The organism is Sphingobium soli, assembly GCF_020782245.1.
GTDB classification, from domain to species: domain Bacteria; phylum Pseudomonadota; class Alphaproteobacteria; order Sphingomonadales; family Sphingomonadaceae; genus Sphingobium; species Sphingobium soli.
This window is the reverse complement of record NZ_JAJGNP010000017.1, coordinates 12,614-37,693: the sequence shown is the minus strand read 5'-3', so window position 1 is coordinate 37,693 and position 25,080 is coordinate 12,614. Positions and strand designations below refer to the sequence as shown.

28 protein-coding genes and 1 pseudogene are annotated in these 25,080 nt (G+C 65.9%); 5 read left to right on the top strand and 24 right to left on the bottom strand.

Annotated features, from left to right (window positions below; all coding sequences use genetic code 11):
- Positions 1-29: 29 nt before the first annotated feature.
- From LL253_RS16330 to htpX, 6 genes are all read right to left on the bottom strand, one after another.
- Positions 30-1,796: a heparinase II/III family protein gene (locus LL253_RS16330; protein WP_407696123.1), complete on the bottom strand. Its 1,767-nt coding sequence runs from the start codon at positions 1,794-1,796 to the stop codon at positions 30-32.
- Complete coding sequence (gene rpe / locus LL253_RS16325; protein WP_228227857.1) at positions 1,793-2,455, bottom strand: ribulose-phosphate 3-epimerase; 663 nt, start codon at positions 2,453-2,455, stop codon at positions 1,793-1,795. The genes LL253_RS16330 and rpe overlap by 4 nt, the downstream gene beginning before the upstream one ends.
- A gap of 90 nt (positions 2,456-2,545) precedes the next feature.
- Positions 2,546-3,037 (bottom strand): diguanylate cyclase, encoded by a 492-nt coding sequence (locus tag LL253_RS16320; protein WP_228227856.1) that lies wholly within the window; start codon positions 3,035-3,037, stop codon positions 2,546-2,548.
- 61 nt (positions 3,038-3,098) lie between these two features.
- A complete protein-coding gene (locus LL253_RS16315; protein WP_228227855.1) occupies positions 3,099-4,421 on the bottom strand; it encodes an RsmB/NOP family class I SAM-dependent RNA methyltransferase in 1,323 nt (440 codons plus the stop codon).
- A gap of 25 nt (positions 4,422-4,446) precedes the next feature.
- A complete protein-coding gene (locus tag LL253_RS16310; RefSeq protein WP_228227854.1) occupies positions 4,447-4,752 on the bottom strand; it encodes a hypothetical protein in 306 nt (101 codons plus the stop codon).
- Positions 4,752-5,702 carry a zinc metalloprotease HtpX gene (gene htpX / locus LL253_RS16305; RefSeq protein ID WP_228227853.1) on the bottom strand — a complete coding sequence of 317 codons (951 nt, stop codon included), beginning with the start codon at positions 5,700-5,702 and terminating at the stop codon, positions 4,752-4,754. Before htpX ends, LL253_RS16310 begins: the two co-directional genes overlap by 1 nt.
- 101 nt (positions 5,703-5,803) lie before the next feature.
- Here htpX and LL253_RS16300 point away from each other — a divergent pair, with 101 nt between their 5' ends.
- The 3 genes from LL253_RS16300 to LL253_RS16290 all read left to right on the top strand — a co-directional run bounded on the left by LL253_RS16300 (position 5,804) and on the right by LL253_RS16290 (position 7,577).
- On the top strand, positions 5,804-5,977 hold the full coding sequence (locus LL253_RS16300) for a DUF1674 domain-containing protein (RefSeq protein WP_009820392.1): 174 nt from the start codon (positions 5,804-5,806) through the stop codon (positions 5,975-5,977).
- A 170-nt stretch (positions 5,978-6,147) separates the two neighbouring features.
- On the top strand, positions 6,148-6,609 hold the full coding sequence (locus tag LL253_RS16295) for a hypothetical protein (RefSeq protein WP_009820393.1): 462 nt from the start codon (positions 6,148-6,150) through the stop codon (positions 6,607-6,609).
- Positions 6,610-6,698: 89 nt separating this feature from the next.
- Positions 6,699-7,577 (top strand): UTP--glucose-1-phosphate uridylyltransferase, encoded by an 879-nt coding sequence (locus LL253_RS16290; RefSeq protein ID WP_228227852.1) that lies wholly within the window; start codon positions 6,699-6,701, stop codon positions 7,575-7,577.
- Positions 7,578-7,590: 13 nt separating this feature from the next.
- Here LL253_RS16290 and LL253_RS19855 read toward each other — a convergent pair whose 3' ends face one another.
- From LL253_RS19855 to LL253_RS16265, 6 genes are all read right to left on the bottom strand, one after another.
- Positions 7,591-7,722, bottom strand: coding sequence for a hypothetical protein (locus LL253_RS19855; protein WP_009820395.1), 132 nt, complete (start codon positions 7,720-7,722; stop codon positions 7,591-7,593).
- A 71-nt stretch (positions 7,723-7,793) separates the two neighbouring features.
- Positions 7,794-8,546: an SDR family NAD(P)-dependent oxidoreductase gene (locus tag LL253_RS16285; protein ID WP_228227851.1), complete on the bottom strand. Its 753-nt coding sequence runs from the start codon at positions 8,544-8,546 to the stop codon at positions 7,794-7,796.
- Positions 8,547-8,564: 18 nt separating this feature from the next.
- The gene (ssb, locus tag LL253_RS16280; protein ID WP_228227850.1) at positions 8,565-9,161 is read right to left on the bottom strand and encodes a single-stranded DNA-binding protein; all 597 of its coding nucleotides are present in this window, start codon (positions 9,159-9,161) and stop codon (positions 8,565-8,567) included.
- 56 nt (positions 9,162-9,217) lie between these two features.
- On the bottom strand, positions 9,218-11,083 hold the full coding sequence (gene feoB / locus LL253_RS16275) for a ferrous iron transporter B (protein ID WP_228227849.1): 1,866 nt from the start codon (positions 11,081-11,083) through the stop codon (positions 9,218-9,220).
- Positions 11,080-11,349 (bottom strand): FeoA family protein, encoded by a 270-nt coding sequence (locus tag LL253_RS16270; RefSeq protein WP_009820399.1) that lies wholly within the window; start codon positions 11,347-11,349, stop codon positions 11,080-11,082. Before LL253_RS16270 ends, feoB begins: the two co-directional genes overlap by 4 nt.
- 82 nt (positions 11,350-11,431) lie before the next feature.
- Positions 11,432-12,094 (bottom strand): COQ9 family protein, encoded by a 663-nt coding sequence (locus tag LL253_RS16265; protein ID WP_228227848.1) that lies wholly within the window; start codon positions 12,092-12,094, stop codon positions 11,432-11,434.
- Positions 12,095-12,271: 177 nt separating this feature from the next.
- Here LL253_RS16265 and LL253_RS16260 point away from each other — a divergent pair, with 177 nt between their 5' ends.
- On the top strand, positions 12,272-13,354 hold the full coding sequence (locus LL253_RS16260; protein WP_228222715.1) for an alkene reductase: 1,083 nt from the start codon (positions 12,272-12,274) through the stop codon (positions 13,352-13,354).
- Positions 13,355-13,396: 42 nt separating this feature from the next.
- On the opposite strand, the gene ribH is transcribed toward LL253_RS16260, so the two are convergent.
- The 9 genes and pseudogenes from ribH to LL253_RS16220 form a co-directional block, all read right to left on the bottom strand.
- Positions 13,397-13,819 carry a 6,7-dimethyl-8-ribityllumazine synthase gene (gene ribH / locus LL253_RS16255; RefSeq protein ID WP_009820402.1) on the bottom strand — a complete coding sequence of 141 codons (423 nt, stop codon included), beginning with the start codon at positions 13,817-13,819 and terminating at the stop codon, positions 13,397-13,399.
- An 11-nt stretch (positions 13,820-13,830) separates the two neighbouring features.
- On the bottom strand, positions 13,831-15,120 hold the full coding sequence (ribB, locus tag LL253_RS16250; protein ID WP_228227847.1) for a 3,4-dihydroxy-2-butanone-4-phosphate synthase: 1,290 nt from the start codon (positions 15,118-15,120) through the stop codon (positions 13,831-13,833).
- A gap of 68 nt (positions 15,121-15,188) precedes the next feature.
- The gene (locus LL253_RS16245) at positions 15,189-15,803 is read right to left on the bottom strand and encodes a riboflavin synthase (RefSeq protein WP_228222718.1); all 615 of its coding nucleotides are present in this window, start codon (positions 15,801-15,803) and stop codon (positions 15,189-15,191) included.
- 35 nt (positions 15,804-15,838) lie between these two features.
- Positions 15,839-16,828: a bifunctional diaminohydroxyphosphoribosylaminopyrimidine deaminase/5-amino-6-(5-phosphoribosylamino)uracil reductase RibD gene (gene ribD / locus LL253_RS16240; protein WP_266101047.1), complete on the bottom strand. Its 990-nt coding sequence runs from the start codon at positions 16,826-16,828 to the stop codon at positions 15,839-15,841.
- Positions 16,825-17,298: a hypothetical protein gene (locus LL253_RS16235; protein WP_009820406.1), complete on the bottom strand. Its 474-nt coding sequence runs from the start codon at positions 17,296-17,298 to the stop codon at positions 16,825-16,827. The genes ribD and LL253_RS16235 overlap by 4 nt, the downstream gene beginning before the upstream one ends.
- Before the next feature lie 71 nt (positions 17,299-17,369).
- Positions 17,370-17,497: pseudogene (locus LL253_RS19950) on the bottom strand (energy transducer TonB); the annotation flags it as partial.
- Between the two features lie 10 nt (positions 17,498-17,507).
- The gene (locus LL253_RS16230) at positions 17,508-18,773 is read right to left on the bottom strand and encodes a DUF445 domain-containing protein (protein ID WP_228227845.1); all 1,266 of its coding nucleotides are present in this window, start codon (positions 18,771-18,773) and stop codon (positions 17,508-17,510) included.
- Positions 18,774-18,855: 82 nt separating this feature from the next.
- Positions 18,856-22,023, bottom strand: a complete 3,168-nt coding sequence (locus LL253_RS16225) for an efflux RND transporter permease subunit (RefSeq protein ID WP_228227844.1) — start codon at positions 22,021-22,023, stop codon at positions 18,856-18,858.
- Between the two features lie 78 nt (positions 22,024-22,101).
- Complete coding sequence (locus LL253_RS16220; protein ID WP_228227843.1) at positions 22,102-23,271, bottom strand: efflux RND transporter periplasmic adaptor subunit; 1,170 nt, start codon at positions 23,269-23,271, stop codon at positions 22,102-22,104.
- A gap of 261 nt (positions 23,272-23,532) precedes the next feature.
- Here LL253_RS16220 and LL253_RS16215 point away from each other — a divergent pair, with 261 nt between their 5' ends.
- Positions 23,533-23,781, top strand: a complete 249-nt coding sequence (locus LL253_RS16215; RefSeq protein WP_228227842.1) for a GlsB/YeaQ/YmgE family stress response membrane protein — start codon at positions 23,533-23,535, stop codon at positions 23,779-23,781.
- Between the two features lie 62 nt (positions 23,782-23,843).
- Here the strand turns inward: LL253_RS16215 and LL253_RS16210 are convergent, their stop codons facing one another.
- From LL253_RS16210 to LL253_RS16200, 3 genes are all read right to left on the bottom strand, one after another.
- Entirely contained in the window at positions 23,844-24,098 is a 255-nt protein-coding gene (locus tag LL253_RS16210; protein WP_009820411.1) for a GlsB/YeaQ/YmgE family stress response membrane protein, read from the bottom strand.
- 224 nt (positions 24,099-24,322) lie between these two features.
- Positions 24,323-24,622 (bottom strand): CtrA inhibitor SciP, encoded by a 300-nt coding sequence (gene sciP, locus LL253_RS16205; protein ID WP_009820412.1) that lies wholly within the window; start codon positions 24,620-24,622, stop codon positions 24,323-24,325.
- Between the two features lie 104 nt (positions 24,623-24,726).
- On the bottom strand, positions 24,727-25,026 hold the full coding sequence (locus LL253_RS16200; RefSeq protein WP_228227841.1) for a hypothetical protein: 300 nt from the start codon (positions 25,024-25,026) through the stop codon (positions 24,727-24,729).
- Positions 25,027-25,080 lie beyond the last annotated feature (54 nt).

The following is a 25,080-nucleotide window of genomic DNA, read 5'->3' as shown; positions in this document are numbered from 1 at the left end:
GGGGGAGCGAAGAGGTGAGACGGGGATGTTCAGCCCATGCGTTTGAACAGCCAGCCGATGCTGGAGCCGCCGGGCAGGGCTTCGCCGGTGACGACCAGCTGGCGGGTGGGATGGGGGTGGCCATCCCCATCGACCCAAAGGCTGTCCTCGACACTGAGCAGGCCCGCGCCGGTGCGGAACTGCCAGAGCGCGCCCTGGTCGATGCGCAGCACGGCGGCCTGATTGTCGGCGGTCAGCGTGGGTTCGACGCCGGGCGCGAGGTGGAAGCGGATCTGCACCGGCTGGCGGCTTGGCTTGCGCCGGCGTTCAGCGGGGGTCAGCATATCTTCGCCCCGCACTTCGCGGCCATCGCCGCTCACCATCAGCAGGCGGCGATGGACATAGCCCATGCGCCGGACATAGCCGTCATGGCTGAGCTCCAGCCGGCTGCCATTGTCCATTTCCTGCCGGTTGAGCTCGACCTCGGTCACGCCCTTGCCCAGCGTGCCGCCGGGCAGCAGAGCGGTGGAGTTGCTGTCATTGAGCACCAGCGTGCTGTGCGCGGCGGTGGTGCGCAGCCCCTGCGCCAGATCGGCGGTGATCCACGCACCCTCCAGCCCTGCGCCGCCGCAATTGACGATGAGCCGCTGGCGCCCGTCGCTGATCTCGATCGCGCCGGTCGAGGCGCACCCCGCGTCGGCGAGGCGCGCGACCGGCGGCGGGGCAGCGTCCACCTGAATGACGGTCGCGCCGGCCGCGATCCGCTGATAGCCCCAGTCGCGCGCCTGGCGCAGCGGGCGGGTGCGCACGCGGCTGGCCTGCACCACGCTGTCCACCATCTGCGGCGCGATGGCGCCGGACCCCTGCCAGTTGCCAAGCCCGCCATCGCCATGGGTCAGGCCCAGCAGCGCAGGGACCGTGCGGGACAGCGCATCGCCAAGAAAGAGCGGTGGCTTTTCCCGGCGCACGTCGTAGACGGCGCGCAGCATGGATAGCGCCATGATCGCCTCCATCTGCGCCAGCGGCGATCGCGACACGATGCCGCCATCGGCATGGATGCCACTGTCGATCGCGCGCTTGAGCCCCGCCTCGCCAAATTGCCTGCGGGTTTCGCCCCCCGGGATCAGCAGCCCGGCCGCGATGATCGCGCACCAGGCGACGATGCGTGGCAGGCCCATCGGCGCCTTGTCCGCGCCCCGATCCAGATGCCTGGCGGTGCGGGCGATGCAGTTGAGCACCAGCGAGCGATAGACGAGGTCGCTGGACGAGAGGATGAGCGGCGCGTGCGCGGTCCAGAACAGCAGCCGCCAGCCGGCATTGTCCGCCCGCCAGGCCGGCTCGCTGGGCGTTTCGGCATGGACGGCCAGCCATTTGCGCAGGATGCCTTCGGCAATCGGTGCGCCCTGTTCGCGCGAGGCGCTGACCGACAGGTCGCGCAGCCAGCGGAAGCCATGCAGATAATCGGAAAAGGCCGGCCCCACGCCCGGCCGGGCAAAGTCCAGCCGGTCGATCGGCAATTTCTGCCCGCGAAACAGGAAATAGCCCGCGCGCATCGCCGCCCCGGCGCGGCCGTCGCCGACAATGTCGTCGTCGGGCACGGCCAGCAGCTTGAGCGGATATTTGCCCCGCAGCCGGCGACCGTGGATCGGCGTCTTCCAGCTGAGCAGATAGACGTGGTGCGCAATCTTCTGCGTCAGCGACAGCCCCTTGTCATCCGCGACGCGGATGAGGCGCTTGCCCTGCTCGATGCCGTCCGCGCCCTCTTCGGGCGGCAGGTCCTGGCCCGAGCGGGCCGACAGGCGTCGCGGGTCGCTCACCCGCCCCGCAATTGACGGATATTGTCGGCATAGGTGCTCTGGCCGCCGCGGAAGGTCGCGGTGCCGGCCACCAGCACGTCGGCGCCGGCTGCAATGGCCCTGGGCGCGGTATTGAGGTCGATGCCGCCATCGACCTGAAGGCGGATATCGCGCCCCGACTTGTCGATCATCTTGCGGATCGCCTCGATCTTGCGCAGTTGATTTTCGATGAAGCTCTGGCCGCCGAAGCCGGGATTGACGCTCATCACCAGGATGAGGTCGACATCATCGATCAGATAGTCGAGCATCTTTGCCGGGGTGCCCGGATTGAGCACCACGCCCGCCTTCACGCCCAGCGACTTGATATGCTGGACGGTGCGGTGGATATGCGGACCCGCTTCAGGATGGACGGTAATGATGTCCGCGCCGGCCTGAACGAAGGCATCGAGATACGGGTCCACCGGCGAGATCATCAGATGGACGTCGAACGGCTTTTGGCTGTGCGGGCGCAGCGCCTTCACCACGGCAGGACCGATGGTGATGTTGGGCACGAAATGCCCGTCCATGACGTCGATATGGATCCAGTCGCAGCCCGCTTCGTCGATCGCGCGCACTTCCTCGCCAAGGCGCGCGAAGTCGGCGGACAGGATCGAGGGTGAGATAAGGATGGGATGGGTCATTAACCCCCCGCCTTAGTGGCGCGCGGTGCGGGAGGCAACGGCGATTTTCCCGACCGTCCGGGCCGATCAGGCCGGGAGCCGGAGGCCGGGTCAGAGCATGACGAAAATGGTCGGGTCGAGCCGTCGCGAGGCGGGCGCGCCCTGCGGCAGCAATTGCTTGACGCCATGCAGCCCGACGACCTGTTGCGCGTCGTCGAGCACGGGCGCGGCGATCAGTCGCATCGCGCAGCGGCCCTGGCCATCGGCCTGATCGATATCGACATCGAGCGTGAAGCCGCGCTTGTGCCGGATCGCATAGTCGCGCAGCCGCTCCATGGGTTCGCGCGATTCCGGGGTATAGAGCGAAACGGCCAGCGGCCGCGACACGTCGAGATCGCGCTCCAGCCCGAATATGTCATAGACGCCGGCGGTCCATTCCAGCCGGTTGTCGGTCAAGTCGCATCGCCACAAGCCCAGCCCGCGTTCCGCCAGCGCCGCGTCGTTGCGGGCAATGTGAGGGTCCAGCAACACCGGGGCAAGATGCGCGCGCAGATCATAGAGCGGCCAGCTATGGTGAAGGGGCAATGGCTCGATCGGGCGCATGGATGAACCTTGGGCTGGTGGAAGGGATTCTGTCGCAGCCTTACGCCATCATGGTTAATGCTCAGTGTGCGCGCCTGACAAGCCGGGCGATGAAGAATCCATCTGTGCCACCCGCGCTGGCGAGCGTGTCGGGCAGGGTGCGTAGCCAGCCCTGCGGGTCGGGCGCCATTCCTTCGGGCAGTTCGCTGGTCGCGATCGGGTCCAACGCAAAATCCGGCCGGGCGTCAAGGAAGCGGGCGATCTGATCCTCGCCCTCCGCGCGTTCGAGCGAACAGGTGGCGTAGACGAGGCGCCCGCCCGGCGTCAGCCAGTCGGCGGCGCGCGCCAGCAACTGCGCCTGCAATTCGGCAAGGTCCGCGATCTGGCGCAAGCCGATGCGGTGCAGCACGTCAGGATGGCGGCGATAGATGCCGGTGGCGGAACAGGGGGCGTCGAGCAGGATGGCGTCCACTGGCGCGGGCGGTTGCCACTGGCGCAGGTCCGCCGCCACGATGTCGGCGGCAAGCCCCGTGCGCGCCAGATTTTCGGACACTCGCTCCAGCCGTTTCTTCGACTGGTCGACGGCAATGACCCGCCATCCGGCGGCGGCCATTTGCATCGTCTTGCCACCCGGCGCGGCGCACAGGTCAAGCGCCTGGCGGCCATCGCCTTTGCCCAGCAGTCGCGCGGGGCAGGCGGCGGCGATGTCCTGAACCCACCAGGCGCCCTCGGCAAAACCGGGCAGCGCGGGGATGGCCCCGTTGCCGTCAACGGGATGGGTGGGCAGGCGGACATGGCCGGGCGCGAAGGATGCGCCGTCCAGCGCATCTGTCCATCTCGCTGTCTCGCTCGCGTCGCGCAGGGTGACGTCCACCGGCGGGCGGACGGCATAGGCATGGGCCGCCGCCTGCGGCATCGCCGCGCCCCACTGATCGCTCCAGCGCGCAAGCACCTCGGCGGGCAGGGTTGGCGGATCGGGCAGCGCGGGCTGACCGCGCGTCACCGTGCCGAACACGCCATGGACCAGCTTGCGCGGGCCGCCATCGACCAGGGGCAGGGCGGTCGCGATCGCGGCATGAGGCGGGGTGTCCATGCGCAAGGTTTGAGCCAGCGCGATGCGCAGCACCATGCGCGCCTTGGCATCGTCGGGCAGGATCTGGCGGGTCGCGCCGTCGATCAGAGCGTCGAGATCGGGCAAATGGCGCAAGACTTCGGCAGCGATGGCATGGGTGAGCGCGCGATCCTCCCGCGGCAATCCCTGCGCCGCGCCGTGTAGCGCCAATTCCAGCGGCTCGCCCCGGCGCAGCACCGCGTCCAGCAACCGCAGCGCCGCGCGGCGGGCGGGCAGGCCGGGTACGTCATCGGGACGGGGGCGGGACGGGCGGGACGAAGGACGGGGAGGCATTGGCGGCCCCTACGCCCTTTCGCCGTCAAAGAAAATGGGAGACGCCCACGCCTAGGCTGAGAAACAAGGCGATCCAAACCAGCACGCCGATCCACAAAGCCAGCCAGTCCGAGCGTCTCGGCTTTGCGCGGCTGCCCTTGGGCACAATCCGGAGCGAGCTAGGGATTCGCTTCGCGCCTAGGGTGGACACTGCAACGGCGCGGCGGCCGATGCCGTGAAAAAACCTGGCACTATGCCGAGAAAATATTTGTTCGACGGTGAGGTCGATAGCCAGACCACCGACTTGTCGAACAACAAAGCCGGCGGCTTCGGCGGCAATATCATCGATCATCAGCGCCCGTGCGGATCGAGCGCGCTGCGGCGGCGCGGCGGTTCAGGGGTGGGGGCGACTGGCGACAGGGCCGATGCGCGGGGCTGGACGATCGGGGTGGGCGCGATCCCTTCCACCGACCCCATGTCACTGGCGATATCCTGCAGCGCGGCGATGCGCTTCTCGGTGGCGGGGTGGGTCGAGAAGAGCTCGCTGACATGGGTGGGCACGATGTAGAGCTGCGCCGTGGCGGGGTTGCTCGCGACGACCGGGTTGGGGATCGCCTGCGCGGCCCCTGAAATCTTGGCGAGGGCGGAGGCGAGCGCGCGGGGATTGCCGCTGATTTCTGCGCCGGCGCGGTCGGCGCCATATTCGCGCGTGCGGCTGATCGCCATTTGCACGATCATCGCGGCAAAAGGCGCGACAATTACCGCAAGCAGGGTGGCGAGGATATTGCCATGGCCTTCGTCACGGCCACCGCGAAAGAAGAGGCCGAACTGCGCCAGCATGGAAATGGCGCCCGCGATCGTCGCGACCATCGTCATGATGAGCGTGTCGCGATTCTTCACATGGCCCAGTTCGTGCGCCATGACGCCCGCCACTTCGTCGCGGCTGAGCATCGCCAGCAACCCGGTAGTGGCAGCGACGGCGGCATGGTCTGGATCGCGCCCGGTGGCAAAGGCGTTGGGCGCGTCCTGGTCGATCAAATAGACGCGCGGCATCGGCAGGTTGGCCCGCTGCGCCAGCTGCTGCACCAGCCGGTAGAAATCAGGGGCGCTGCGTTCGTCCACCTCGCGCGCATTGTGCATTTTAAGGACGATCTTGTCCGCGTTCCAGAAGGTGAAGAGGTTCATCCCCGCCGCGACCAGCAACGCGATGACCGCGCCGCCGCTGCCGCCCAGCGTGTAGCCCAATGCCATGAACAGCGCCGTCAGCGCCGCCAGCAACATCGTCGTCTTGATGCCGTTCACTTGCCAAATGCTCCTTGCCCGCCCAGATAGCGGGGTAGAGATGAATATGGGGTGGATCAGCGCTGCTCGCAATTGCCCGCCCCCAATCGAAAGGCCGCTTCATGGGAACCTTCAACGGCAAGCGTCCCGCGCATGTGACGCCGCCCAGGCATCTGTCGAAAAGCCCGCCGGTGCCCGAGCCCGATCCGATCGACAATCCGACCCCGCATGACGAGGCGATGAGCCCGGTCCGCTATGGCGACTGGGAGCGCAAGGGCATTGCCATCGATTTCTGAGCGACCGGCGATCCTTGGAAAGCTGGGACACGCGCACGATTCGCCGCCCTTCCTGCACGGCTGCCGGTGATCCGTGCGGCAGAAGCGAGGAGCATGACGCCCCGACACTGGCCTCGCGCCTTTGCGGGGTGCAGGACTCAGCCTCATAAAGGAGACTATGGGGCGTGGGTGTGCATCTTGTATCTGACGTAAATGTGAAACCGGTATCGGATTATGCGCCGGAGGACGCGGCGCTACTCTGTTCGGTCGGGCGGCTGATCTGCGCCTGGACCATGCTGGAACAGAGCCTGGAGGCCAAGGTCGGGCTGATGCGCGAGGGCATGGGGGATGTGCGCACCGTGGGCGCGCGCACCCGGCCCAGCATGTCCAAGCTCATGACCGAATTGCGCACCATGGTCGCCATGCGCGACCGGCGCAACGCCAGCGCGCTTATGGAAATATCGGCGATCGAGCGGGACATGCAGCGGATCGACCGGTTCCGCGCGCTCATCATCCAGGGATTTCAGCAGCCCGAGGCTGGCGGCTTTGCCTGCCGCGACCCGCGCAATAACCGGATTCATGTTTCCCTGGATCAATTGGACAGCGAAATTTCCGCTCTGGAGGAGGTCGCGCAGAGACTTCTGGCGGTGTGATGCGTTAGGCGTGCGCAAATGCTTGACCTTTGCGGCCGCGCCCGCGAAGTCAGGCACGTCTTTCCGCGTTGCAGCGAGAATGGAGCAGCATGTCCAACAAGCCTATTCGCAAAGCCATCTTCCCCGTTGCCGGCCTTGGCACCCGGTTCCTGCCGGCCACCAAGGCCGTGCCCAAGGAATTGCTGCCCGTCGTTGACCGGCCACTGATCCAATATGCGGTGGACGAGGCCCGCGAGGCGGGCATTGAGCAGATGATCTTCGTCACCGGTCGCGGCAAGGGAGCGATCGAGGATTATTTCGACATTGCCTATGAAACCGAGGCCACCCAGCGTGAGCGGGGCAAAGACCTTGGCGCGCTGGAAGGCACGCGGCTGATGCCCGGCAACGCCGTCTTCATCCGCCAGCAGGAGCCGCTGGGCCTGGGCCATGCGATCTGGGTCGCGCGCGAGATCGTCGGTGACGAACCCTTCGCCATCCTGTTGCCCGACGAATTCATGAAGGGAGCGAAGGGCAATGGATGCCTCAAGCAGATGGTCGATGCCTATGACAAGGTCGGCGGCAATCTGGTCTGCGCGCTGGAAATCCCGATGGACGAAACGCCCAGCTACGGCGTCATTGATCCGGGCGCGCGGGACGGCGTGCTGACGCAGGTCAAGGGGCTGGTTGAAAAGCCCAAGCTCGGCACCGCGCCATCCAACCTGATCGTGCCGGGCCGTTATATCCTGCAACCCGAGGTCATGAAGATCCTGGAAACGCAGGACAAGGGCGCGGGCGGGGAAATCCAGCTGACCGACGCGATGGCATCAATGATCGGCACCCAGCCCTTCCATGGCGTGACGTTCGAAGGGCGTCGTTTCGACTGCGGGTCAAAGGCGGGTTATATCGAAGCCAATCTGGCGCTGTCGCTGGAGCGCGAGGATCTGAAGGACCATATTCGCGCCTTCGCCCAGCAGGAACTGGCGCGCTAGAGGGCGCGCGGGCTCAGGAGAGCGCCAGTGCGCCATGCAGCAGGATGGCCAGTCCGCTGACGGCGATGGCGCTCCCCAATGCCAGCTGGGCGGGGTTCACCATGCGACGGATGGGAAGGGCGATGCTGTGTTCGATCCTGGACATGTCGATGATATAGGCGCGGCGATGGCACCGGTCGCATCGATTATATCAGTCAAGATAATCGTGTGAGGCGATTATAGCGTCGACACCATATGGCCGCCGTCGACCACAAGTTCCGTGCCAGTCATATAGCGGCCCGCGTCCGAGGCGAGCAGCAGCAGGGCGCCGTCCAGATCCTCAAACTGGCCGACACGGCGCTGGGGAATGCGCGCCACCATCGCCTGGCCCGATTTGCTGGCGAGGAAACCGCGATTGATGTCGGTTTCGAAATAGCCGGGGCAAAGCGCGTTTACGCGGATGCCCTGGCCCGCCCATTCCAGCGCCAGCGCGCGGCTGAGCTGGACCACCCCCGCCTTGGCCGCGGAATAGGCGGCAAGATAGGTCGACACGCGCAGGCCCAGGATCGATGCGGTGTTGACGATGCTGCCGCCCTGCTGCGCGGCGACCATGGCCCGTCCGGCCGCGCGCGCGACGCGGAAGACGCCGGACAGGTCGGTGTCGATCACATCGCCCCAACTCGCTTCATCCATGGCGAGCGCCGGGCCGCCTTGCGCCACGCCGGCATTGTTGATGACAATGTCAAAGGCCGGCCGGTCGAAGGCGGCGTCCACCGAGGCGGGATCGCGCACGTCGATGCGCACGCAGTCGGCCTGTGCGCCCGTTGCGGCGATCTCGGCTGCCACGGCCTCCAGCCTGTCGAGCCGGCGCGCGGCCAGGGTGACCGCGACGCCGTGGCGCGCCAGCAGCAGCGCGAAATGCCGGCCAAGGCCGCTCGACGCGCCGGTGACGAGCGCGCGCTTGCCGTTCAGATCATCAAAGATCGCCATGGCTGGTCCCCCGCCGGATCAGAACGGGACTTCGTCGTCCAGATCATTGTCGAAATTGGGGCTGCCCGCGCCGCCGCGATTGCCGCCGCCCTGCGACCGGTTGCCGCCGCCATAGCCACCACCGCCCGATCCGCCGGACGCGCCGCCGAAATCATCATAATCGCCGCCGCCAAAGCCGCCCGATCCGCCCTGCCAGTCGCTCACGCCCTGCGAGCGGCCGCCGCCGCCACCGGCGTAGCCGCCACCTTGACCGCCACCGCCCGGTGCGCCGTCCAGCATGGTGAGCACAGAGCCGAGGCCCTGGAGCACGACTTCGGTCGTGTACCGGTCATTGCCCGACTGGTCCTGCCATTTGCGGGTGCGAAGCTGCCCTTCGATATAGACTTTGGAGCCCTTGCGCAGGAAGCGTTCGGCGACGCCGACAAGACCTTCGGAAAAGATCGCGACGCTGTGCCATTCGGTGCGCTCCTTGCGCTCCCCGGTCATGCGGTCCTTCCAGCTTTCGGACGTGGCGATGCGCAGATTGCACACCTTGCCGCCATTCTGGAAGCTCTTGACCTCCGGGTCGGCGCCCAGATTGCCGACCAGAATGACCTTGTTGACCGAGCCTGCCATGTTACCTCCGATAGATTGATCGGCCGTTATAGAGCGCGTCTCCAGCCCTTCAAGCGTTAAGCCAGACCTAAAGCCGTGGCGGTCCAGTAAGTCAGGCCCGCCGCGACATAGGCGAGGGCGAAGAGATAGCCGACCATGAAGAGCGGCCATTTCCATCCGTTGGTTTCCCGCCGCGTCACCGCAATGGTGGAAATGCATTGCGGCGCGAAGATGAACCAGGCGAGGAAGGCAAGCGCGGTTGGCAGCGGCCATTGCCCCTTCAGCCGGTCGCCCAGGCTCTGTTCCAGCGCGGCTTCATCATCGCCCGCGTCGATCGAATAGACGGTGGCGAGCGCCGACACCGCGACTTCGCGGGCCGCCATGGCCGGGATCAGCGCCAGCGATATGTCGCGGTTGAAGCCGATCGGCTCCAGAACGACATTAAGGCCACTGGCGACTCGGCCGGCGATGGAATGATCGACCTGGCTGGCGGGATCGCCTTCGGGCACGCGTGGGAAGCTGAGCAGCAGCCACAGGATGACGGTAGAGGTGAAGATGATCGTCCCGGCGCGCTTGAGGAAAATCACAGCGCGTTGCCACAGGCCAAGCAGGACGTCCTGCGGGCGTGGCCACTGATATTTGGGCATTTCCATGAGGAAGCTGCCGCTCGCGCCCTTGGTCACGGTGAGGCGCAGTATCAGCGCGACGAACATCGCGCCGACGATCCCCGCCAGATAGAGGCAGAAGAGGACAAAGCCCTGAAGCCCGATGCCAAACCCGATGTCGCGGGCCGGGATGAAGGCGCCGATGATGACCGCATAGACCGGTAGCCGCGCCGAACAGGTCATTAGCGGCGCGATCAATATGGTGGTGAGCCGGTCCTTGGGATCGGAAATGGTGCGGGTCGCCATGATGCCGGGAATGGCGCAGGCGAAGGAAGACAGAAGCGGGATGAATGCGCGGCCAGACAGGCCGACCTTCGCCATGATGCCATCCATGAGGAAGGCGGCGCGGACCATATAGCCGGTCGCTTCGAGCATCAGGATGAAGAAGAAGAGGATCAGGATCTGCGGCAGGAAGACGACCACCGATCCGACGCCGTTGATGACGCCATCGACCAGAAAGGAGCGCAGGATACCGTCGGGGAGGGCATCGCGGACCAGCGTGGCGGCGGCTTCGGCCAGACCCTCGATCATTGCGATGGGCGCTTCGGACCAAGCATAGACGGCCTGGAACATGACGAACAGCAGTGCAAGCAGTAACGCAAGGCCGGCGAGCGGGTGTAGCGCGACACGATCGACGGCGGCGGTCAACCGACGCGATGGGGTTTCGCGGATGACGCCTGCGCGGGCGATGCGCCGCGCTTCCTGACGGGTGGCCTCGAAATCACGCGGGGCGGACGCCGGGGCGGGATAGGGGGAGGGCGCGCCGTTCAGCAGCCCTTCCATCTCGGTGCGCAGATGGTCCAGGCCGCGCTTGCGCACCGCCACGGTGGCGATGACGGGTACGCCCAATTCGCGGGACAGGGCGGCGGCGTCCAGCTCCAGCCCGTCGCGCGTGGCCAGGTCCACCATGTTGAGCGCGACGATGGTCGGCAGGCCCAGCGCGATCAGTTCGAGGGCGAAGCGCAGATGATTGTCGAGATTGGCGGCATCCACGACGATGACCAGCGCATCGGGCCGTTTTTCGCCGGCCTGGCGCCCCATGACGACATCGCGCGTCACCTGTTCATCGGGACTGGCGGGGTCGAGGCTGTAAGTCCCGGGCAGGTCGACCAGTTCGAGCGGCCGGCCGTCGGCGAGCGAGAGGCGGCCCGCCTTGCGCTCCACGGTGACGCCGGGATAATTGCCCAGCTTCTGGCGCGCGCCGGTCAGCGCATTGAACAGCGCGCTCTTGCCGGCATTGGGATTGCCGACCAGAGCCACCAGCGGCAGGGCGCTCATGCCCCCAACTCCGATCCGAGAGTCTCCGGTCCCGTGCGCACGGTGACGGCGGCGGCATGGGCGCGCCGCATCGCGATGGTCATGCGACCGACGCGGCAGGCGATCGGCCCGCGGCCGAGCAAGCCGCCATGGTGCAGCGCCTCTACGCTGGCGCCTTCGCACAGACCGAATTCCCGCAGCCGCTGGGCGTCGCTGGCAGGCAGGCTGGTCCAGTCGATCAGGTCGACATAAGCGGGTTGGCGCAGCGGCAGGTCAGTCAGGCGCAAGGAGAGACACTCATCAAACGATTTTGCGAGTGACTATCAATACCGATGCGCGATGGCCAGCATAATCGATTGGGGGACCCGATCAGATGGCGGGATAACGCAGGCGACCCACGAAGCGGGCGAGGCTGAGCCGCTCGCCACCACCCGCGTTGCGGAATTTCGCCTTGGTCTTTTCAAAGCGCATCACATCCTCGACCCGGCGGGCAAGGAAGGCGCGGCTGTCGGCATGATCGGCGCTGTCGTCATTGACGAAGACGAGCAGGGTAGAGGCGTAGACGGCCGATAGCGTCATGCGCTTTGAATAATGGTTGAGGTCCGTGGTGCTGTCACCCGCCGCCCGCCACATCGCGTCGGCAGCGCGCCAGCCGAGCTTGCCGGCCTGCACGACATGGGTCGGCATCGCCAGGATCGCGAGCGCCCGGCGCAAGGCATCCCGGTCGGAGGCGAGCAGGGCCAGCCGCGCTTCGACCAGCGCGATGATCCTGCGGCGGATCGAGAGGGCCGACAGACCTTCGGCGGGAAGGGCGTCCAGCATGGCCGCGTCGATGCTGGCAAACCACGCGTCGATCATGCCCATCGCGCCATCGGCAAAGGCGAGCTGCGCAATATCGACGTCCACACCCTTTTCCTGCGCGGCCATGGCCACTGCCTGTGGCCGCCAGCCATCGAAGGCGGCGTGACGGGGGAGGGCCGGCGCCAGCAGCGCGCGGATTTCGTCAAGGGTGAGGTCCTGGGTCTCGCTCATGCCGCCAATCTAGGACGCGCGCGCACGGCGCACAACCATTTGCCGGGCCGTTCGTTAGCCAGGGTTCGAGGAAAAGACGGCGCCAAGGGTTGAAGCGGGGCAACCCCTTCCCCAAGTGGCGGGACGCATCCATCTTGGTTTCAATATGAAACCAATGTGACGAAGGAGATTGTTTGAGTGACCAGCCTGTTCGATCCTATCCAGCTTGGCGCGATTGCCGCGCCCAACCGCATTTTGATGGCGCCGCTGACCCGCGCCCGCGCAACCCGCGATCATGTGCCGACGCCGCTGATGGTCGATTATTATCGCCAGCGCGCCTCGGCCGGCCTCATCATCAGCGAAGCGACGGGCATTTCGCGGCAAGGGCTGGGCTGGCCCTATGCGCCGGGCTTGTGGAGTCAGGAGCAGGTCGAAGGGTGGAAGCCGGTCACTGACGCCGTGCATGAGGCCGGCGGTCGCATCGTCGCGCAGCTGTGGCATATGGGCCGGCTGGTGCATCCGGCCGTGACGGGCGAAGATGCCGTGTCGTCCAGCCCGATTGCAGCGCCGGGCCATGCGCATACCTATGAGGGCAACAAGGATTATCCCACGCCTCGCGCGCTGGAGGTTTCCGAAATCCCGCATTTGCTTGACACCTATGCTCAGGCGGCCCGCAACGCGATCGCGGCCGGGTTCGACGGCGTCCAGATCCATGCCGCGAACGGCTATCTGATCGATGAATTCCTGCGTGACGGCGTCAACCAGCGCAGCGACGACTATGGCGGCAGCGCGGACAACCGCGTGCGGTTGCTGCGGGAAGTGACCGGCACCGTCGTCGATGCGATCGGCGCGGACCGGACTGCGGTGCGCCTGTCGCCCAATGGCGAGACGCAGGGCACGGACGACAGCGACCCGGCAAGCCTGTTCCCGGTCGCGGCGCAGGCGCTGGATGCGCTGGGCATCGCGTTTCTGGAACTGCGCGAACTGACACCGACCGGCACCTATGGCAGCAGCGAGGTGCCGCGCCAGTCGCCGCTCATCCGCCAGCATTTCAAGGGGCCGCTGATCCTCAACAGCGATTATACGAAGGCCAGTGCGCAGGCCGCGATCGACAGCGGGGTAGCGGACGGCATCGCCTTTGGCCGGCCCTTTATCGCCAATCCCGACCTGGTTGAGCGGCTGCGCATCGACGCGCCGCTCAACGAGTGGAACCCCAAGACCTTCTACACCCAGGGGGCGGAGGGCTACACCGACTATCCCGCACTGGAAAAGGTGGCGTGAAATGAAGAGGGGCTCCTGCGACGGAGCCCCTTTTTTTCCCGCTTATGCCCCGAAGCGGTCGCGCAGGGCCAGCATGGCGATGGCGGCCTTGGCCGCTTCTCCGCCCTTGTCCTTCTGATCGGGGCGCGCGCGCACGAGCGCCTGCTCCTCATTTTCGACGGTCAAAATGCCATTGCCGATGGCGATGCCGTCCATGCTGAGCGCCATCAGGCCGCGCGCGCTTTCGTTCGACACCACTTCGAAATGATAGGTTTCGCCACGAATCACGACGCCGATCGCGACAAAGCCGTCATAGCGGCCGGTCTCCGCGGCCATCGCCACGGCACCGGGAATCTCAAGCGCGCCGGGCACCGTCACCACCTCATAGCGGTGCCCCTGTTCGTCCAGCGCCGCCTTGGCCCCTTCGATCAGCAGGTCGTTGAGATGGTCGTAGAAGCGCGCCTCGACGATCAGGAATTTGGCCATGTCGATAATCCTTACACTGTGATCGAACGCTGCCCAACCACGGCCAGGTCATAGCCGTCAAGCGCGACCAGACTGTGCTGGCTGTTGGTCAGCAGGATCATGTCATGCACGCCCAGTTCCGCGAGCAACTGCGCGCCCACGCCATAGTTGCGCAATTCGTCCATGTCGCTGGGCAATGCGCCCTTGGCGGCATAGCGCAGGATCGACTTTGACAAGAAATCGCCTTCGTCCGAACCGGTCAGCAGAACGACCAGGCCCGATCCTTCGTGACCGATGAGCTCCATCGAGCGAGCGAGCAGGTCGTTGCGTTTGCCTTGCGCGCCATAGATATCGTCCATCAGCGACAGCTGGTGCATGCGCACCAGGGTCGGCTGGTCGGGCAGGACATGGCCCTTTTGCAGCACCATCTGTTCGGTGCGGGTCGCGCGATTGTAGAAGCTGATCGCTTTCCATTCGCCGCCCCATTTGCTGGTGAAGCTGGTTTCGGCGCGGCGTTCGACCATATGGTCGTGGCGGCGGCGATAGGCGATGAGATCGCGAATGGTGCCGATTTTCATCCTGTGCTTGCGCGCGAAGGGGATGAGGTCGTCCAGCCGCGCCATGGTCCCGTCATCCTTCATCACCTCGCAGATGACGCCGGACGGGTTGAGACCGGCGAGCCGGGCCACATCGACCGCCGCTTCGGTATGGCCGGTGCGCACGAGCACGCCGCCATCCTTGGCGACCAGCGGGAAGACGTGGCCCGGCGTTACGATGTCGGTGCGCCCTTTCGACCCGTCGATCGCAACGGAGATGGTGCGGGCACGGTCGGCGGCGCTGATGCCGGTGGTGACTCCCTCGCGCGCCTCGATCGATACGGTGAAGGCGGTTTCATGCCGGGTGCCGTTGTTGCGGCTCATCAGTTCCAGGCCGAGATGTTCGACCCGGTCGCGCGTCATGGCGAGGCAGATGAGCCCGCGCCCATGAGTCGCCATGAAATTGATCGCATCGGGCGTCGCCATCTGCGCGGGAATGACGAGGTCGCCTTCATTTTCCCGATCCTCGTCATCGACCAGGATGAACATGCGGCCGTTGCGCGCTTCGTTGATGATTTCCTCGGGGCTGGCGAGCGCGGTGCCGCCTTCGCGCTTCATCAGATAGGCTTCGAGCTTGCCCAGCGTGTCGGCCGTGGGATTCCAGTCGGCTTCGCCCAGCTTTCGCAGGGAATTGGCGTGCAGACCGGCGGCCCGGGCAAGGCCGGAACGGGACATGCCGCCTTCGGTGACCAGATTGCGGACGGTATCGAGAAGCGCGGACGACATGGCAGGACTCCATTCCTCTTTGGAATGGCCCCTATATCACACTACAATGTGATAAATTCAAGAAGCAATCACATTACGCCCGACCGCAATGCCTGCATTCGATCGAGATAGCGCGCGAGCACGTCGATTTCGAGATTGAAGGCGCGCCCATCCTCCAGCCGATCCAGGGTCGTGGCGGCGGTGGTGTGGGGAATGATGTTCAGCCCGAAATCCACGCTGCCGTCGGGCTGATCCTCGACGCTGTTGACGGTGAGCGAGATGCCATCGAGGGTGATCGACCCTTTGGCGGCCAGCGCGGCGGCCAGCGCCTGTGGTGCGCGGATGACGAGGCGGATCGAATCGCCTTCCGATTGGGCGGAGACAAGATGGCCCACGGCATCGACATGGCCGGTCACGATATGGCCGCCCAGTTCATCGCCGACCTTGAGCGCGCGTTCCAGGTTGAGCCTGCCGCCCTGTTGCCACAGCCCGGGCGCGGTGCGCGAAACGGTTTCGGCCGACAGATCGACCGCGAACCAGTCGTCGCCCTTGTCCACAACGGTCAGGCACGCGCCCGAACAGGCGATCGACGCGCCGATTGCCACGCTGTCCATGGCATAGCCACAGCCGATGACGAGCCGCAGATCACCGCGCTGCTCATGGCTGCGGATGGTGCCGATGTCGGTGATGATGCCGGTGAACATATGCCTTGCCCCGCTAAGCAGAATGGGAAGGTCGCTTAAGCGTTGCGAACCCGCTCGTAAACCTCCAGCTTGTCGACGCCCAGCGTGCGGCCATCCGTCAACCGCCAGCGGCCATGCGCCTGGGCAAGGTCGCCAAGGCCGATGTCGCCGATCCCGGCCAGCCCGTCGCCGATCAGGATGGGCGCGCGATAGAGCAGCAGCCGATCAATGAGGTTGGCGCGCAGAAAAGCTGCCGCGGCGCCAGCGCCGCCTTCGACCAGCAAATGATCGACCCGATCAAGCGTGGCGATTTCTTCCGGTGCGCCGATTCGTTCCCAATTGCCAGGAGCTGGCCCGCGCGTCAGCAGCAGGCGGCGGGGCGCGCGATCTTCCAGCCCCGGCAGCCGCACATCAAGTCTGGGCGCGTCGGCGCGCAGCGTCCCGCCGCCGACCAGGATCGCGTCATGGCGCGCGCGTTCCAGATGCGCGTGGGCGCGCGCGTGCGGGCCGGTGATCCAGCGGCTCGACCCATTGGCGAGCGCGATCCGGCCATCGAGCGACAGGCCGAGTTTCAGCGTCAGATGCGGCCGGCCGAGCGTCTGGCGCAGGACGAAGCCCGCCATGGCGGCCGCCGCCTCGTCGGCCAACAGCCCCATCTCCACCGCAACGCCCCGATCGCGCAGCCAGGCCGCGCCCTGCCCATTCGTCCTGGGATCAGGATCGCGCAGGGCGATGACGACCCGCGCGACACCCGCGCGCGCCAGCAGGTCGGCGCAGCGCGGGCCGCGCGGGCTGAGGTGGAAACAAGGTTCCAGCGTCACATAGGCGGTAGCGTCGCGCGCCTGCTCCATCGCCTGGTCCAGCGCCTGCGCTTCGGCATGGGGCCGGCCGCCCTTTTGCGTCCAGCCCCGCCCGACCACGCGACCGTCGCGCACGATCAGGCAGCCGACATTGGGATTGGGGGTGGAAAGCCCGCGTCCGCGCCGCGACAGCGCGATCGCCGCAGCCATGTAGCGCCGGTCGTCGGCGGGGACGGGCGGTTTCAGGGGCGGCCGATCCCCGCCGCGCCCGGAGTTGCCGGCGCGGCCTGTTCATTCGATTCGGCCTTTACCAGCCGGTCATCGAGCAGTTCGTTGATCGCCTTGACGGCTTGCTTGCGTTCGGCGGTGTTGCGCTTTTCCTCCTCGCGCCATTCGATGCCGAAGGCGTCGGCATAGCCCTGCATCCGCTTTTGCTGGCGCACCAGCGCGGCTTCGCGCTTGGCGAAGTCGATCTTCTGCTGAAGGATGATCGCGGCGTCGGAGCGGTTGGCGTCCCAGCTTTCGACATAGATGATCTTGTTGCGCGTGGGCATGGTGTTGGTGTTCGCATCGATCACGAAGGTCCATATGATGACCCAGGTGATCGCCACCGACAGGCCGAGCAGCGGCCATTTATGCTGACGCTGCTGACGGAAATAGCTCCAGAAATCGCCAAGCGCGTTCTTGGGGGAAACGGGACGGGGGAAGATCGCCATGCCGTCTCTATACGCCAAGGGCGGGACGGATGCAAAAACTGTCCGCCTGGACGGGGATGAGCCGGACCCCGCACGACCGCGCCATCGCGCGTTGCCGGACGGAAGCGCCATGCCCGCACTGCGTGACGCTGCGTCGCCAGCCCTCGACCTTCTCGATATCCGTCATGCGGCCCTGCGCGTTGATGCTGACGCGCACTGTGTCCTGTGCCTTACAGCAGCGTGTCGATCGCGTGTATGGCTAGGCCGACCAGCCCGCCGACCAGCGTGCCGTTGATGCGGATATATTGCAGGTCGCGCCCGACCGCATGTTCGAGGCGCGTCGTGACCGTCCCGGCGTCCCATCCGCGCACGGTATCGCTGACCAGCCGCACGATCGCGTCGCCATAGCTTGCGGTCGCGCCCACCGCCGCGCGGCGCGCGAAGCGATTGATGACGAGGCGCAGCCGCGCCTCCTGTTGCAGGGTCGCGCCCAGCGCGCGCAGAGCCTCGCCCAGCCGTCCGGCCATGGCGCGACCGGGATCGCGCACCGCGCGCAGCAGTCCGGCCCGCGCCTGTTCCCACAGGCCGTCGATCCAGCGCTGCATCGCCGGATTGTCGAGTATCTCGTCGCGGACGCCCGCGACCTTCGCCTGCATGTCCAGGTCGAATTGCAGATCGAAGGCGAGTTTCGCCATGCCCTCTTCCGCCTTCAACCGCAGGGGATGGCCGGCATCCTGCGCCATTTCGGCAAGCAACTTGCGCAGGCCCGACAGGATGGCGTCGGCCAGATTTTCATCGAGGCCCGTCCAGCGCAGCACCTTGCCCGCGCGCTCATGCACCATCTGGCGGATGAGATGCTCGTTCGCTTCGAGCGTGCGGTCGGCCCAGTGGATGATGCCATCCATGACCGGGCCATGGCGGCCGTCGCGCATCGCCGCCTCGATCGCCTGTCCCGCGAGCGGCGCGATGTTGATGGCGCGCAGCCTCTGGCCGATCGCGCCCTTGACCATGCCGCCCAGCCGTTCCTGGTCGAGCGCTTCCAATATGTCCGCGATCAGGCGCGACGCGCCTTCGCGCAAGCGGCCGTCGCCGCCCGACGGGCTGGCCAGGAAACGCCCGGCAGCCGCCGCCACGTCCATGTGCCGCATCCGCCGCGCGACGACGGCGGGGGTGAGGAAATTATCGCGCAGGAAAATGGCGAGCGTGTCGCCGATCCGGTCCTTGTTGCGCGGGATGATGGCGGTGTGCGGGATCGGAAGGCCCAGCGGATGACGAAAGAGCGCCGTTACCGCGAACCAGTCGGCCAGGCCGCCCACCATCGCGGCTTCGGCAAAGGCCTGGACAAAGCCGATCGCGGGATGGAGATGCACGGTCGCGCGGGCGAGGACGAACAGCAGCGCCATCGCGACCAGCATGCCCGTCGCCACGATCCGCATGCGCCGCGCGGGATGGGACGCAGGGGCCAGGGGTGATCGGGGCGCGGCGAGCAACTTCATGGGCGGGAAACGGTTACGCGGCCGTTTCGTTCAAGCAAGTCTCTCTTTGGCAGGGCGGGCGATCCAGCCCGCCCTGCCGCACTCATTCGGCGGGCGCATGGCCCGGCACCGGCCGCCCGTCATCACCGGGCTTGTAGGTCAGCAGCCCACGGCCCAGCCGCGGTCCGACCCAGCTTTCCAGACCGATCGCCAGGCTGAAGACCGCTGGCACGATGACCAGCGTCAGGATGGTTGACAGGATGAGGCCGCCGATCACGGTGATGCCCATGGGCGCGCGCCAGGCCGCGTCACCCGACAGCGACAGGGCGGTGGGCACCATGCCCGCGACCATCGCGACCGTGGTCATAACGATCGGCTGGGCGCGCTTGTGGCCCGCGTCGATGATCGCTTCCTTCTTGGGCACGCCCTTTTCCATTTCCTCCAGCGCGAAGTCGATAACGAGGATGGAATTCTTTGCAACGATGCCCAGCAGCATCAGCAGGCCAATGAAGACGGGCATCGACAGCGGCTGCCCCGCGACATGCAGCGCCAGCGCTCCGCCCAGCGGCGCCAGCAACAGCGAGCCAAGGTTGACGAAAGGTGGCATGATCCGCTTGTACAGCAGGACCAGCACAGCGAGCACCAGCAACACGCCCGAAAAGACGGCGATCACGAAACTCTGGAGCATTTCCAGCTGCCATTTGGCGTCGCCCGCATTGATTTTCTGCACGCCCTGGATGCGGCCTTCGTTGATCGCCTTCATGGTGGGCAGTGCGTTGATCTTCGTCATCGCCTGGCTGGTGACGAGGCCGGGGGCGAGATCGGCCCCGACGACGATGCGGCGGATCTGGTTGTAGCGGCGGATCTGGGTTGGCCCGGCGCCAAAGCTGATATCGGCCACCACCCGCAGCGGCACGGTGCCGCCCGACACGGTGGGGACCGGCATGTTCTGAATCGTCGACAGGTCGCGCCGACTGTCTTCGGACAGCGACACGCGGATTGGGATCTGGCGGTCCGACAGCGAGAATTTGGCGACATTCTGATCGATATCGCCAATCGTGGCGATGCGGATCGACTGGCTGAGCGCCGCTGTCGTCACGCCCATGCTGGCGGCCAGGTCCATGCGCGGCTTGATGATGATTTCGGGCCGCTGCATGTCGCCCTGGACGCGCGGGTCGCGCAGTTCCTTGAGGCCCTTCATTTCCCCGACCAGCTTGTTGGCGGTGCGTTCCAGTAGCGCCGGATCGTCCGATCCGAACATCATGATGACGTCGCGACCAAAGCCGCCGCCCGATTGCGACTGAAAATTGACGCGCGCGTCGGCGATCGTTTGGAATTTGGGCGCGACCTTGCGTTCCCATTCCACCGACGTCATCGGCCGGTCCTTCTTGAGCGTCAGGAAAATGTCGGCGCTGGTCGGATTGATGTCGGCAAAGGCGGCTTCCACCGTTTGCGTATCGGCGGCCAGCATCTCGGCCACCTTGCGGGTGATCGCGGTGGTCTGTTCCAGCGTGCTGCCCGGCACGGTTTCGATCTTCACCTGGCTGAAATCGGTGTTGATCGTCGGCTGGAACGTCATGGGCAGCGTGGCGAACGCAGCGATCGTGGCGATGAAGGCCAGGATGCCCGCGCCCAGCGTCCAGACGCGGTGATCGGTGAAGAAGCCGGCCAGATGGTTGCGCACACCGCCGCGCGCATGGCGCGCCTTCGCCCGGCGGTCCTCAAGCGACCAGCGCAGCACGCCCATATAGCGATCCATCATCCAGCCTTCGCCATGGCTCGCTTCGCCATGGGCCTTGAGAAAATAGGCCGCGACCATCGGGGTGATAAGGCGCGCCACGGCAAGGCTCATCAACACCGACACGACCACCGTCATGCCGAACTGGATGAAGAACTGCCCCGCAAGGCCGGGCATGAGCGCGACCGGCAGGAACACCGCGACGATCGCCATGGTGGTGGCGAGTACGGCGAGGCCGATCTCGTCCGCTGCGTCGATCGACGCCTGATAGGCGGATTTGCCCATGCGCATGTGACGCACGATATTCTCGATCTCCACGATCGCGTCATCGACCAGCACACCCGCGACCAGGCTCAGCGCCAGCAGCGAGATGCCGTTGAGCGTAAAGCCCATCATGTCCATGAACCAGAAGGACGGAATCGCCGACAGGGGAATGGCGAGCGCGGAAATCATCGTCGCGCGCCAGTCGCGCAGGAACAGGAAGACGATGACGACCGCCAGCACCGCGCCCTCGATCATCGCCGACATGGCGCTGTGATATTGGCCCCGCGTATATTCGACGCTGCTGTAAAGCTGCTTATACTGGACCTTGGGATTTTCCTTCCTAAGCTGGTCCAGCACCTTCATCGCTTCGTCATAGACGGTGACGTCCGATGCGCCCTTGGCCTTGGCAATGCTGAAACTTGTCACCTGACGGCCATTCATCAGCGACAGGCTGCGCTGTTCGGCATACATGTCGCGCACGGTGGCAAGGTCGGCGAGCTTGACCGTGCGGCCGCCGGAAATGGCGATCTGCGTGTCGCCCAGCGCAGTGGCGTTGCGGGCATTGCCCAGCACGCGGATCGATTGCTCCGCGCCCGCGATTTCGGTGCGGCCGCCCGCCGAATTGATGTTCACCTGTTGCAGTTGCGCATTCACCTGCGCGGCGGTGATGCCATAGGCCTGGAGCTTGGCGGGATCGAGGATCACGCGGATTTCGCGGCTGACGCCGCCACCGCGATTGACCGCCGCCATGCCGCTGATGCTCAGCAGGCGCTTGGCGATGGTGTTGTCCACATACCAGGACAGTTCCTCCAGCGTCATATCGGTCGCTTCGGCGCTGAAATAGGCGATCGGGCCGCCATCCACGTCGATGCGCTGGACCTGCGGTTCCAATATGCCCTGCGGCAGATCGCTGCGAATCTGGTCGACGGCGTTCTTGACGTCGTTGACCGCGCGGTCGACCGGCGTGCCGATCTGGAACTGGACGTTGGTGAGCGACTGGCCTTCGGACGCGAAGGAGGTGATGTCCTCCACCCCGCTGATGCCGCGGACGGCGGCCTCCACGCGCTGCGTGACCTGGGTTTCCAGTTCGGTCGGAGCGGCGCCCGGCTGAACCACGGTGACGCTGACCATGGGGAAGCTGACGTCGGGATTCTGGTTTACGTCCATCCGCATGAAGCTGACGACGCCCGCCAGCACCAGGGCGACGAACAGCACCAGCGGTGTCACCGGATTACGGATCGACCATGCGGAAATGTTGCGAAAATTCATGACGCGCTTCCTTCACCGACCGCCCATCCTGGCGCTCGCTTTGTCTGTCCTTGCCGGGCCGGGACCGGCCCTGTCGCCTCAGCGGCCCTTCGCCATTTCCGGCTTCACCTTCTGCCCCGGCGTCAGGAAGGCGCCGGCCGACGTCACGATCTTTTCCGCGCCGGTGATGCCGCTGGTGATCGCCACGCCATCATCGGACACCTGGCCCACTGTCACATTGCGCCGTTCCACCTGATCCTTGCCATTGATGATATAGACGAAACTGCCCTTAGGATCGCTCTGCACCGCCGATTCCGGCAGCAGCGGCGCGTTCCCCGATCCGCTGGTGATGGTCGCGGACGCAAATCCGCCAGGCCGGATCGCCTGGTCATAGGGAATGGCGATACGGGCGATGCCCTGGCGCGTCTGGGGATCGACCACGGGCGACACCTGCCACACGCGTCCGGCGATCCGCGCGTCGGTGCCGATCGGCGTGATGACGGCGCTGTTGCCGGCGCGCAGCGTCGCAAGATCGCCTTCCGCGACCTGCGCCTGCATTTCCATCTCGCCGCCCTTGGCCATGCGGAACAGCACGCCGCTGCCCGCTTGCACGATCTGGCCCGGTTCGACCGAGCGGGTGAGCACCAGTCCGGCGGCCGGCGCGCGGATATCCAGTCGGCCCGTGCGCGCGCGTTGTTCGGCCAGCTGCGCCTGAGCTACGCGCACGCGCGCTTCCGCCTGATCGCGGGTGGCGGTGCGCTGGTCAATGTCGGCGGCGCTGATGAAGCCGCGGCCGACCAGCGCCTTGGCGCGATCAAGCTGGGCCTGGGCGAGCTTGGCGTCGGCGCGGGCGACCTCGACTTGCGCGGCGAGCGAGCGCACCTGCTCGCTTTGCACCGAACGTTCAATCGTCGCGAGCGTCTGGCCCGCCTTCACCCAGTCGCCCGGCTGAACCAGAACGCGGCTGACCATGCCGCCTTCGCCGACGACGCCGACCGGCATGTCGACGCGCGCCGCGAGCGAGCCCGTCGCGCGCACGGTGCGGGCCACCGTCGACTGGCCAGGGCTGGTTACGGTCACGACCGGTGCGACAGCGCCCGGCGCGGGCGTCGCGGCAGGATCGCCTCCGCGCATCGAAATGGCCGCCGCCACCGCGATCAGCGCGACCACGACGCCTGCGCCGATGATGAGCTTCTTCCTGCTGCGGCGCCGATCATCCCCGTCCATGATGATTGCCGAGTCGCCCAGCAGCTGGGTTTCGTAGTTCATGCCGATTCCATCTCTCCGGCGCTTTGCCCCTGTTGGCGACTGTGTTATATGAATATAGCACCTGCCTCAAGCCCATTTATCATGGGGGCGGGCTAGAGCGCAAAGCGATAATAGGACCATGGTCCGCCGGCGTCCGGCCGCTTCGCCATGGCGACGCCTTAGCACGGGCTGGACCGTTTCGATAGCGCATCAACTTGCCACGCAGCCTGTTTTGTGGCGCTATCCCGGCGGGTCGCACATCAAGGACAAGGAGGGTGCGTCATGGACGTGCTGGGGTGGATTTTGATCGGCCTGGTGGTGGGCGCGCTGGCGGGCTCTCTCATGCCGGCGCGCGATCCAGGCGGTCGTGCGGTGACGATCCTGCTGGGGATCGCGGGGGCATTGTTCGCCGGTTTCGTCGGGCGACTGATGGGGCTTTACGGGGCCGGGCAAAAAGCCGGATTTATCGCCGCCTGCGCGGGATCGGCCGCTATACTGGCGCTCTATCGATTGGTCATGGCCCGCCGTTGAGCGCATGCAAAAAAGGCCGCGCCCATGGGGCGCGGCCTTTTAGGATTGAAGCGTCTTCGCGCTTAGCGCATCGAGCCGCGACGCACCAGGTTGACGATCGCCAGCAGGATGATTGCGCCGACCAGCGAAACCAGGAAGCTGTAGACGGTCAGACCGTCGTTGATCGAACCGCCGCTGAAGATCAGGCCGCCAATGAAGGCGCCGACGATGCCGACAACGATATTGAGCAAAATGCCCTGCTGTGCGTCCGTGCGCATGACCATGCTGGCAAGCCAGCCGATGATGCCGCCGACGATCAGCCACAAGATGATTCCCATGTTACTCTCCTTGACCAGGCCCCCATCGGGTTGGGTGCCTATTCAACGGAGCAAAGGGCATCGCGTTCCATCACGCAGAAATGATTCCGGGATTGAAACCATCTTGGCTTTCCGCCCGTTAGAGCAGGCTTTTTTATGCGCCAAGGCAAAGAAGCCGCCGGATCGCGCCAGCGGCTTCCTGATGGGCTGTCATAGCCGCGCCCAAGACGGTGACGCTCCGACGGTCAATATTTCTGCTGCCGCTCATAGAGCGACTTATAATATTGGATGCGCGTCACGCGCAGTCCGTGCATGCCCGACCGATCGACGGCCCGCTGCCAGCCGGCAAATTCCTCCAGCGTCAGATTATAGCGGGCGCAGGCTTCGTCCACGCTGAGCAATCCGCCATTCACGGCGGCGACCACTTCGGCCTTGCGCCGCACCACCCAGCGCGTCGTATCGCGCGGCGGCAGGCTGTCGAGCGTCAGGGGCTCTCCGAGCGGACCGACGACCTGGGCTGGCCTGATTTTCTGGTTCTCGATCATTCTTACCTCAATTTGCGGCGCTGGCCTTGCCGAACTCTGCCGTGAAACCCTGTTATCTCCATCAGCCCTGAACAGGGACTAAAGCGCGAAGGTAAACACCGGCTTCATTCCTCCTGTCCCCTATTCAGTCGACCTGCGACCACCGGGTTGAAACTGCCCGACAATCGCACGGCTTCGATCATGCCGCCGGAACGTGGCGCGAACACATCCGCCAGTTCCTGGACCCAATCATCGCCTCCATCCTGCCCCCGCAGGCTTCCCGCCACGGCCTTTGCGGTCGGGCTGGCAGCCTGGGCCGCCGCAGTGGCGGCGCGCAGGAACGGCCAGACCGGCACGCGCGGCCAGCCGGTCACTCTGGCGTTGGCGGGGGTCAGCCCGCCTGCCCGGAGGAAACTCAAGTCCATGGGCTTGTTCTAGCGGGGAATGGATAACCGTCGGTAAACCCGCCCAACGCTTCA